This window comes from Mesorhizobium sp. M7A.F.Ca.CA.002.05.1.1 (assembly GCF_003998335.1).
GTDB lineage: Bacteria > Pseudomonadota > Alphaproteobacteria > Rhizobiales > Rhizobiaceae > Mesorhizobium.
The window spans coordinates 1-10,939 of record NZ_RZQI01000110.1 but is presented as its reverse complement, the minus strand read 5'-3'; the positions used below and the strand labels follow the sequence as shown (position 1 = coordinate 10,939).

The following is a 10,939-nucleotide window of genomic DNA, read 5'->3' as shown; positions in this document are numbered from 1 at the left end:
GTCCGCTTGCCGGTGATCAGCTCGTGCCTGGCGACAGCAGGCCGGACATCCGTCGCCTTCACGGACCAGGTGACGATCTCGATTTCCAGGCCGCCAAGTCCTTCGATGGCGCGGCCGAAGAAGCGTTGGTAATTCGCCTGGAACAAATCCTCGAGCGTGGTTGCGGCATCATTGCCGAACGGCTCGTCCGGCAGCGGCACGGGGATTTCCCAGCCCTGGCCGGCGTAGCGCATGAAGGCGGTGATTTCGCATGTGATCGTACCGTTGGCCCCTGCCCGCACGAAGCTTTCGGCTGACACTTTGAGGTCATCGAGCAAAGCATTGGCCTCGGCCGGCTTGAACTGCGACAGCCGCGTCAGCCGGGATGCCAGGGCTTCGTAGCCGAACGGAGCCTTGAGGAAGCCGATCGCCGATCCGACGCCCGCGCCCTTGGGGACGATGCACTGGTCGATGCCGAGTTTCTCGCAAAGCCTTGCGGCGTGAAGCGGGGCCGCGCCACCGAAGGCGATCATCACGTTGTCGGAAATGTTTTTGCCGTTTTCGACAGCATGGACGCGGGCGGCATTGGCCATGTTCTCGTCCACCACCTCGCAGATGCCGAAGGCCGTCGCCATGGCATCGAGCGACAGGCGTTCGCCGACATCGCGCAGGATCGCCTGTTCGGATGCGGGCGAGTCCAGCCTGATGGCGCCGCCGGCGAAATTGTCGGGATCGAGCTTGCCGAGCACCAGGTCGGCATCTGTGATGGCCGGGCGCCTGCCGCCGCGGCCGTAGCAGGCCGGGCCAGGTTCCGATCCGGCACTTTCGGGACCGGTCTGGATGCGGCCCATGGCGTCGACCCAGGCGATCGAGCCGCCGCCGGCGCCGATCTCGATCATCTCGATCACGGGAATGGAGATCGGCATGCCGGAACCTTTGCAGAAGCGATAGGTACGCGCCACTTCGAAGGTTCTGGCGGTGCGCGGCGCATAATCCTCGATCAGGCAGATCTTTGCAGTGGTGCCGCCCATGTCATAGGAGACGACCTTTTCCAGGCCGAATCGCCTGGCGATGTCGGCGGCGAAGATGGCGCCGCCGGCCGGGCCGGACTCAACGAGGCGCACGGGAAATTCCGAGGCCGTCTCTACCGAGATCAGACCGCCCCCCGAATGGATCATGAAGACCGGGCACTCGGCGCCCATCTCCTTCAAGCGAGTCTGGAAACGCGCGAGATAGTCCGCCATCTGCGGCCGCACATAGGCGTTGGCGCAGACCGTGTTGAAGCGTTCGAACTCGCGCATCTGCGGCGAGACTTCGGCGCTGATCGAAATCGGGATGGTAAGCTTGCGGGACAGGATAGCGCGTGCCCGGCGCTCATGATCAGGGTTGGTGTAGGCATGGATGAAGCCGATCGCCACGGAGCCGAAACCGCCGGCCGCGATCCGGTCGGCAATGCCTTCCAGGGCGGCTTCGTCGAGCGGTTGAAGCTCCTGGCCTTCCGCACCGATCCGGCCCTTTACCGTGAAACGGTGCTCGCGCGGGATTAGCGGCGCCGGCAGCTGCAGGTCGAGGTCATACTGCTCGAAACGGTTTTCGGTCCGCATCTCGATGACATCGCGGAACCCTTCGGTGGTGACCAGTGCGGTCTTGGCGCCACGGCGTTCGATGAGCGCATTCGTCGCCAGCGTCGTGCCGTGGATGATGATGCCGATCTCGGCAAGCGCGATACCGGCATCGCGCGTGACGACGGCAATGCCGTCCAGGATCGCCTGCTCGGGCGCCGCGTAATTGGTCAATACCTTGGTGGAGAAGATCGTTCCCCTGAGGTCGAGCGCGACGTCGGTGAACGTGCCGCCGATGTCCGCGCCGAGACGGATGTCGTCTTTGGAGGTCATGCCTTGGCCTTCTGGGAAGCGAGCGCGGCGTCACGCATCTGGGAAAGGGTCTGTCGGGGCGTCAGCGCTTCGGGAGATATGGCGATGTCGAGGACCGCTCCCGTCACGGATCCGAGCGCCCGATCGAACGCCGCCGCGAAATCGCGCGTCGCCTCGACCCGCTCGGCATGGAAGCCATAGGCCTTAGCCAGTGTCACGAAATCAGGGTTTTCGAGCGACGTGCCCGAAACGCGCGCCGGATAGTGGCGCTCCTGATGGGCGCGGATCGTGCCGTAGATGCCGTTGTTGAGGATCAGCACGATCGGCTGCGCGCCAGCCTGCATAGCGGTTCCGAGTTCCTGGCAATTCATCTGGAAGTCGCCGTCGCCGGCAAAGCAGACGACCGTGCGTTCTGGAAACGCAACCTTGGCGGCAATTGCCGCCGGCAGGCCGTAGCCCATGGCGCCAGACTGCGGGGCGAGCAGCCGTGCGTCCGGCCCGAACTTGAAGAACTTGTTCGGCCAGACGGTGAAATTGCCGGCGCCGTTGGTGAGAATGACGTCGGCAGGCAGGTTTGCGCGCAGCCAGGCGCTGACCTCCACCATGTCCACCGGGCCGGGCTGGACGGGCGCGCCGAATGTCCCTTCATAGGCTTTGCGGGCCGCGGCGCGCCAGTCCGCCCAGCCGCCTTTGACGGGCGTCAACGCCCGGGCAAAAGCGTTCGGCCCGGCATGGATACCGATAGCCGGCACATAGGTCTTGCCGATCTCGCGATCGGAGCCATGGACATGGATCAGTTTCTGGCGCGGCACCGGCACGGACAGCAGCGTATAGCCGTCCGTGGTCATCTCGCCAAAACGCACATTGACGGCCAGGATCACGTCGGCGTCGCGGAGCAGGGCTTTGACATGCGCCACCATGCCGACGCCGGCCTCGCCGACAAAGACCGGCGAATGGTTGTCGAACTGGTCCTGATAGCGAAAGGCCGCCACGACAGGGATGTCGGAAACCTCTGCGAAAGCCTGTAGCGCCGCGCGTCCGTCCACGGTCCAGTTGGCGCCGCCCATGAGCAGGACCGGCCTCTCGGCCTTGGCCAGCAGCCTGAAGGCCGAAGCGATCGCTTCCGGCGCCGGCGCCGGCTCGAAAATGGCCGCCGGTGCGCTGAGCGGAGCCGCTTCGGTCATGGTGGTCAGCATGTCCTCGGGCAGCGCGACCACGACGGGACCAGGTCGTCCGGTCAATGCGGTCGTCCATGCCCGCGCCACAATCTCGGGCAGGCGCGCGACATCGTCGATCTCGACCGCCCATTTGGCGACCGTGCCGAACACCGACCGGTAGTCGATTTCCTGAAACGCTTCGCGGCCCTTCATGTCGGTGCCGACCTGGCCGACGAACAGGATCATCGGCGAACTGTCCTGCATGGCCGTGTGAACGCCGATGCTGGCGTTGGTGGCGCCTGGGCCGCGCGTCACGAAACAGATGCCTGGCGAGCCGGTCAACTTGCCGTAGGCCGAGGCCATGAACGCCGCGCCGCCTTCATTGCGGCAAAGCGTGTAGTCCAGCTTTCCCTGCGTGTCGTGCAGCGCGTCCAGGACGGCCAGATAACTTTCTCCGGGCACGCCGAAGCTCCTGGTCGCGCCAAGCCCGATCAGGCACTCGACGAGAAGGCGGCCGCCATTGCGGATCATGCTTCGACATCCTCACTTTGGCGGCAGGTCGATCGAGCCTGCCTTCGGTTCATAGGTGCACGCAGGCGGTTCGGGGCGAAATCAAGAAATGCCGTCTATTCGAAAGTTTTTCTTTGCCGGGCAGCGCGCACCAGCACGCCCGGATTCATCGTGTCCCGTGGATCGAATGCATCCTTGAGCCGCGCCATGAGTTCGCGTTCCAATGGACTGCGGTTTCGGTCGGCCATGGCGACCTTTGCGCGGCCAAGTCCATGCTCGGCCGCGAAACTGCCGCCCATTTGCGTGGCGAGCGACGATAGCGCCTCGGCGAACCGCTCGGCCTTGCCGTCAAAATCGGCGCGGCCTTCCGGCGGCGACAGATTGTAGTGGATGTTGCCGTCGCCGAGATGCCCGAACGGGTTTATCCGCACGCCGGGAAGAATGTCGTCGCAGATCTCTGCGCCGGCCTCGACGAAACGGGCGATAGCGCCCGGAGGCACCGAGATGTCGTGCTTCAGCTGCTCTCCTTCCAGCCTCTGTCCTTCCGGCTGCTCCTCTCGCAGCCGCCAGAATTGTGCGCGATGCGCGCCCGTCGCCGCCAATGCTCCGTCCAGCACCAGGCCTTGCTCCATGCCCCACTCCAGCGCCGAAGCCAGTATCTCGTCGAGCGGAACGCGGGGGGCGCCCGATGCCAGTTCGACCAGCACATAGACCTCGCCGCGTGCCTCCAACTGGTAGGCGAGGTCGGGCAGGTGTTTGAGGGCCAGTCCCAGCCCGATGTCGGAGAAGAACTCGAGCCCGGTCAGGAATTCCCCCACCTCGCCCCGCAGAAAGGTGCCAAACGAAATCGCCGCGGCGAAATCGGACATGACGACAAGCGCGCTCGCCTGCCGCCGCGGCATCGGGTAGAGCCGCAGGATCGCGCGCGTCACGATGCCAAGCGTTCCTTCCGCGCCGCAATAGAGCTTGCGCAACTGGTAGCCGGCATTGTCTTTCTGCACCGCGCGCAGCCCGTTCCATATCGCCCCATCAGGGGTCACGACCTCCAGGCCAAGCACGAGGTCTTGCATCATGCCATACCGGAATGCCTGGCTGCCGCCGGCATTGGTGCCGACCAGGCCGCCGATCCTGGCGCTGCCTTCCGCGCCGAGATGCATCGGAAACATCAGGCCGTGCGGTTCCAGCGCCTCGTGCAGCGCGGCAAGCACGGCTCCCCCCTCGACGAGGATCGAGCCGCTGTCCAAGTCCGGTTTGCCGATCGCCGTCATGCGCGAAAGCGAAACGATCACCGCATCCGGCCGATCGGCGACGGCGCCGCCGCAAAGCCCGGTGTTGCCGCCTTGCGGCACGACCGCCAGACCGGCCGCGTGGCATGTCTTTACGACACTGGCCACTTCGGAGGTGTCCGCAGGCCTGGCCACGCCCAGAGCCGCGACGCCGTAGCGATCGAGCCAATCGCGCTGATAGGGCCTGGCATCGCTGCCCGAAAGCCATCCTTTCGGTCCGAGCATATCGCGCAAGGCGGTGACGGGATCAGTCACGGACATGGCTGCGGCCTGACGCGGGATCGTTGCATCGATCAGTGACCAAGCACCTGCGACAGGAACTGCCGCGTGCGCTCGTTGCGGGAGGAGGTGAAGAATTCATCGGGAGGCGCCTGTTCGACGATCTCGCCTCCATCCATGAAAATTACCCGGTCGGCAACCCGGCGCGCAAAACCCATCTCATGCGTGACGCAGATCATTGTCATGCCTTCGGAGGCGAGCGTGACTATGACGTCGAGCACTTCCGCGATCATTTCCGGGTCGAGCGCAGAGGTCGGCTCATCGAACAGCATGATCTCGGGCTGCATGCAAAGGGCACGCGCTATCGCGACCCGCTGTTGCTGGCCACCGGACAACTGACCGGGATACTTCATCGCCTGTTCGGGAATGCGTACCTTCTCCAGATAGCGCCGGGCGGTCGCCTCGGCATCCGCGCGCGGCACCTTGCGTACGATCATGGGCGCGAGCATGCAGTTCTCCAGCACCGTCATGTGTGGAAACAGGTTGAAGTGCTGGAACACCATGCCGACTTCCCGCCTGATCCCGTCGATGTTGCCGACATCGTCGTTGAGCTCGGTGCCGAGCACGGTGATCCGGCCGCCATTGTGCTGCTCCAGACGGTTGATGCAGCGGATCATGGTGGACTTGCCGGAGCCGGACGGGCCGCAGACGACGATCCTCTCGCCGCGATCCACGGACAAGCTCACCTTTCGCAGCGCCTGGAATGTCCCGTAATATTTGTCGAGATTTTCGATCAGCACCGCGGGGCCGCTGGATCGGGGCGAGTTTCCTGAAATCACGTAAACGCCCCCTATCGTTCGCCGACCGACATACGGCGCTCGAGAAAAGCGCCATAGCGGGACAGGCTGAACACGAAGATGAAGTAGATGAAGGCGATGAAGGCATAGACCTCGACATAGGCGAAGCGCCACTCGCCGGTGCCGTAGGCGGCATTGCCGGAGGCCAGGATCTCGAAGAAGCCGACGATGATCACCAGCGAAGTTTCCTTGAACGAGATCACGAACTGGTTGATCGTCGCCGGCAGCGCATTGCGCATGGCCTGCGGTAGAAGAATGCGGCCGACGCGCTGCCAATAGCGCATGCCAAGCGCCATGGCTGCCTCTTCTTGCCCACTGGGAACGCCCTGCATCCCACCCCTGACGATCTCCGCCTGGTAGGCGGAAAAAAACAGGGCCGAGCCCAGGATCACCCGGTACAGCTTGTCGCCCACCAGCCATTGCGGCAGTGCGAACGGCAGCACGATGGCGAAGGTGAACAGGATCGAGATCAGAGGCAATGAACGCACCCCGTCGATGATGAGGCCAGTGGTGCGGGAAATCCATGGCAGGCCGGAGCGGCGCAGCAGCGCCAGGCAGATCGCCAGCGGGAAGCCGATCAGGCAGGTGGTCACGAAGATGAACAGGGTCAGCGCCAGTCCGCCCCAGGCCTCCTCGCCGACATAGGGCAGACCAAGCACGCCGCCCTTCATCAGCACGTAGAAAAGCGCCGTTCCGGCTCCCCATACGAGTGCGATGCGGCGACCCGTCCAGAAGGCTGGAACGCAACTTAGCACCGTCATGACCACGACGATCAGGCAAGCCAGGGCCGACCGCCACTGCTCGTCATAGGGATAGAGGCCGAACAGGATGATGCGCCATCGCGCGGCAATGACCGACCAGCAGGCTCCCGCCGCCGCTTGGCAGGCTTCGGGTCCGCCGCTCGTCGTGAAGACGGCCGAGAAAACCGCCCAATTCAGGAGCTTCCAGGCCAGGAAGACCATGACCGCCAGGGAAGCCAGCGACAGCAATGCCTGCAGGGGCGTCGCAAAGAAGCGCCGCCTCAGATCCTCGATCTTGCCAATGGCAGGAGGGGCGACAACGACCATTTCCATCCCTCACCCCCTCAACTGGTTGCCCTTGAGGGCGATTGCTTTGTTGATGCGGTTGAAGATGGCGGCGAGGCTGAGGTTGATGACGAGGAAGCCAGCCATCAGGATGCCGATCGCTTCGATTGTCTGGCCGGAATGGTTGATCGTCAGCGCCACGATCATGAAGAAATCGGTGAAGCCCACCGCGATGCCCATTGTGGTCGCCTTCATCAGCCAGACATACTGGTTGGCGAGGATTGGCAGCATGGCGCGTAGTGCCAGCGGCAGCCGCACCAGCATGAAGACCCGCCACGGGCCGAGGCCCAGGGAAAGAGCCGCCTCGACCTGGCCCTTGCCGACAGCCTTGAACCCGCCGCGCACGATCTCGGCGATGTAGGAGCCGCCATAGATGGCGATCGCGATGGCCAGTGTCGCAAACTCCGGCGGAATGCGCAGGCCGCCTCGCAGATTGAGACCTTGCAGCGCCGGAAAATCGAGTAGCGGCGAGTCGGCCAGGCGGCCGGCCACCAGAACGATGGCCGCGCAGGCAAGTGCCGCCGCCGTGCCGGCAAGCTGAATGCCGCCACGCTGGCCGACCGGCAGGCTGAGGCGCGATGTCCTGCCCAGCCAGATCGGCAGCGCGATGGCGGCAATCACAGCCAATGTCGCCGCAGCGAGCGCGGCGCTGCTGATATTGGGGAACGGGATGTAAAGCCCCCGGCTGGTGAGGAGAAAGCCCCATCCCTCATGCGCGGCGCGCGGCGTCGGCAGATGGGTGATGACGGCATACCAGAAAAAAACCTGGAGGATCAGCGGGATGTTTCGGAAGATGTCCACATAGGTGCGGCCGAGCAGCCGGGCCAATTCGTTCGAGGATGTCCGCGCCAGGCCGACGATCGTTCCGACGATCGTCGCCAGCGTCAGGCCGACGGTTCCCAGAAACAGCGTATTGATGATCCCGATGAGGAAGTACCACCAATAAGGGTCGTTGGCCGTGGCGGGCAGCAGCGAGAAGTTCAGGTCCCAGCCCGTCGACTTGAACAGGAAGTCGAATCCGGAGGTGATCCCCTGCGCCGCCAGGTTCTGTCTGGCGATCACAATGCCGGCAAGCACCATCGCGGCGATCGAGCCGACATACAGGATCTGCAACAGTGCGTTGCGGACTTTTTGATTTCTCAGCAGGCTGACCATTCAGAAATCCTTCCCGAATTGCCGCGCGGTCCCGCCCGGCGGGAGCCGGGCGGGACCTGGAGCGGGATGCGTTCAGAACGGATCAATCAACAACCAGCGGGAACAGGACACCGCCATTGTTCCACAAATTGGTCAGTTCGCGATCCATCTTGTAGGGCGAGTCCTTGCCGAGATCGCGATCGAAGATTTCGCCGTAGTTGCCGACGTTCTTGATCACCTTGTAGGCCCAGTCGTCGGAGAGCCCGAGACCCTTGCCCATGCCTGGCGTGACGCCGAGGAATTTGGCGACCTGCGGTGAAGTCGGCTTGGCCTTTATCTCGTCGACGTTCTTCGAGGTGATGCCTTCCTGCTCGGCAAAGATCAGCGTGCTCAGCGTCCAGTTGGCGATGTCGACCCAGTTGTCGTCGCCTTGCCGCATGATCATGACTTCAGGCTCGACGGCGAGCACGTCGGGCAGGATGACATGGTCGTCGACCTTGCTCTTGGCGATGCGCGCAATGGCCAGTGTCGGACCCCACTGCGCATAAAGATCGCAGCGTCCCGAGAAATAGGCCTGCTCGAGCTCCTCGGTCTTCTCGATGAGCACCGGTTCGAGCTTGATGCCGAGCTTGGCAGTATAGGCAGCGACCTGCTGTTCCTGCGAGGTGCCGGCGGGAATGCAGATCGTGCCGCCTGCGGCATCCTTGAGCGACTTGAGGTTCAGCTCCTTGTGCGCCATCACCTTGGTGGTCCCGAGATAGTAGGACATGGAGAACTGCAGCCCAAGTTCGGTGTCGCGGCTGAGCGTGCCGCCCGAGGCCTTGACGATGATGTCGACATCGCCGGACTGCAGGGCCGGCCAGCGCTGGGCCCAGCTGATAGGAACGACTTTCAGCTTCGCAGGGTCGCCGAACACGGCCGCGGCCACCGCCTTGCAGAGGTCGATGTCCATGCCCTTCCAGTTGCCCTTGTCGTCCACCTCGGCGAAGCCGAGATAGGAGCCGTCATGGCCGGTGCAGTTCAGCATGCCGCGTGCCTTGACGGTTTCGAGCGTCTTGCCGCCGGCGGCTTCCGCCGGCGCCGCAAAATGCACGAGGCCAAGGGCCAGGGCCGAAGCCCCCCATTTCATCATTTTCATGTTCCGTCTCCACTGTTTGAGGTTGTTTGGTTTCTTGTTGTTGGAGGCCCGAAAGGCGTCTTTCAGGCCTCGGTCTCGAAGCCGCTTCTAGTCGGAAAGCGGGGCCGGTTTCGGTAACGAGGAAATCGTGAGGTCGCCGCGCCAATCCTGCTGAGCCAGCCATCGGTGAAGTGCCGCGACCGCCTTCACGCGCAGATGTCCGCGTGGGACGACAAGATAGAAGCCCGGGACTTCCTCCGGCTTCATGTCGGCAATGGCGTCGCGGCCGATCGGCGCGACCAGCGTGCCCGCCCGGAAATCTTCCTCGGCATCGATGACGGAAACCAAGCCCACACCTATGCCTTGCAAGGTCGCCCGGCGCATGGTCGCGGCGTCGTCGAAGCTGATGCTGCGGTCGCCATCCGTCAGTTCCACGCCAAGGTGGCGCAATATGTCCGGCCACAGACGCTTCGACTTGACGGTGTCGAGCAACGTGAACTGTGTCAGATCATGCGCCGACTTGATCCTTTCGCCGATCGCCGGCGTGCAGCAGATGATCTTCGGATCCGGCACCAGCAACGTGGTTTCATAGTCGGACCAGTTGCCGTAGCCCCACTGGACCGTCATATCGATATCGTCGCGCCCGAAATCGGGCAGGTCGACCATGGTCGTCAGGCGCAGGTCCGCGCCCGGCAAGATTTCCCGGAACAACGAAAGCCGCGGCAGGAGATAATGCGTGGCGAAGTATGGGCTCGCATTCAGGTTGATGCGGTCCCGATAGTTCGACTTGGTGACGCGGCGAACGCCTTCGGCAAACTCGTTGAAGCCGGCTTTGACATAGTGCGACAGAAGAATGGCCGACTCGGTCAGTTCGATCGACCGGCCCTTACGCTCGAACAGCGTTACCTGGAGCGTATCCTCCAGAAGCTTGATCTGCTGTCCGACGGCCTGCGGCGTGACCAGCAATTCATCCGCCGCCTGCCGAAAGCTCTTGTGCTGCGCGACCGCGTGGAACACGCGCAGAGCATTCAGCGAGGGAAGGCGCAGCTTGCCGGTCATCGAAATTCCGTTCCTTTCCCTGCTTGTGGCCCGGTCGGTCATGCACTGCCTCGGTCATGCACTGCCAGAGTTCAGTCGCCCGCGGCGAAAGAGACTTAGGCGTATATGTAACCACCTGAAACAATTACGTTTTCACCGGTCATGTAAGTGTTCTTGGGGCTGCCCGTCATCAGCACCCATTCGGCAATCTCCTTTGGCTCGGCACCGCGGCCGAGCGGGCTCGCCTTGGCCAGTTCCTCCAGGAAGCCGAGCGCTTTCGCCTTCTCCGTCGCCATGCCGGCCGGCGCCACCGAATTCACCAGAATGCCGTCCTTCGCCACGTGATGGGCAAAGGATCGGGTAAGGCTGACGACGGCGGCCTTGGTCGCCGCATAGTGAGCGTTCTGCGGATGCGCCTTGAAGGCGTCGACCGAGGTCAGGTTCACGATCCGGCCGCGGACGTGGCTCTTCGGCTCCTGCGATTGCATGTGGCGAACCGCCGCCACCATCATGTGGTAGGTGCCCTTGATGTTGATGCCGTTGGAGGCATCCCAGTCGGCGTCGGTGATTTCGAGGAGCGGGCGGCGAGGGTAGATCGCGGCACAATTGATAAGCGTGTCGACGCGCCCGAGTTTCGAAACGATCGCCTCGAATGCGGCGTGGCACTGTGGGCCTACCTGGAT

General features: G+C 63.5%; 9 protein-coding genes. All 9 read right to left on the bottom strand.

Annotated elements, in window-relative coordinates; genetic code table 11:
- Positions 1-1,874, bottom strand: a 1,874-nt coding sequence (locus EN939_RS08480; RefSeq protein ID WP_164750917.1) for a hydantoinase/oxoprolinase family protein, incomplete at its 3' end; no start/stop codon positions are given.
- Positions 1,871-3,541 carry a thiamine pyrophosphate-binding protein gene (locus tag EN939_RS08475; protein ID WP_127267665.1) on the bottom strand — a complete coding sequence of 557 codons (1,671 nt, stop codon included), beginning with the start codon at positions 3,539-3,541 and terminating at the stop codon, positions 1,871-1,873. The genes EN939_RS08475 and EN939_RS08480, both read right to left, overlap by 4 nt.
- Before the next feature lie 95 nt (positions 3,542-3,636).
- Entirely contained in the window at positions 3,637-5,067 is a 1,431-nt protein-coding gene (locus EN939_RS08470; protein ID WP_236383032.1) for an FAD-binding oxidoreductase, read from the bottom strand.
- A 32-nt stretch (positions 5,068-5,099) separates the two neighbouring features.
- A complete protein-coding gene (locus EN939_RS08465) occupies positions 5,100-5,864 on the bottom strand; it encodes an amino acid ABC transporter ATP-binding protein (protein ID WP_127267664.1) in 765 nt (254 codons plus the stop codon).
- Positions 5,865-5,875: 11 nt separating this feature from the next.
- A complete protein-coding gene (locus EN939_RS08460; protein ID WP_127267663.1) occupies positions 5,876-6,955 on the bottom strand; it encodes an amino acid ABC transporter permease in 1,080 nt (359 codons plus the stop codon).
- A 3-nt stretch (positions 6,956-6,958) separates the two neighbouring features.
- Entirely contained in the window at positions 6,959-8,122 is a 1,164-nt protein-coding gene (locus tag EN939_RS08455) for an ABC transporter permease subunit (RefSeq protein ID WP_127267662.1), read from the bottom strand.
- A gap of 82 nt (positions 8,123-8,204) precedes the next feature.
- On the bottom strand, positions 8,205-9,239 hold the full coding sequence (locus EN939_RS08450) for an amino acid ABC transporter substrate-binding protein (RefSeq protein ID WP_127267661.1): 1,035 nt from the start codon (positions 9,237-9,239) through the stop codon (positions 8,205-8,207).
- A gap of 87 nt (positions 9,240-9,326) precedes the next feature.
- Positions 9,327-10,277 (bottom strand): LysR substrate-binding domain-containing protein, encoded by a 951-nt coding sequence (locus EN939_RS08445; protein WP_023810154.1) that lies wholly within the window; start codon positions 10,275-10,277, stop codon positions 9,327-9,329.
- A gap of 95 nt (positions 10,278-10,372) precedes the next feature.
- Positions 10,373-10,939: SDR family NAD(P)-dependent oxidoreductase (locus tag EN939_RS08440; RefSeq protein WP_164750916.1), on the bottom strand; the 567-nt coding region annotated here is incomplete at its 5' end.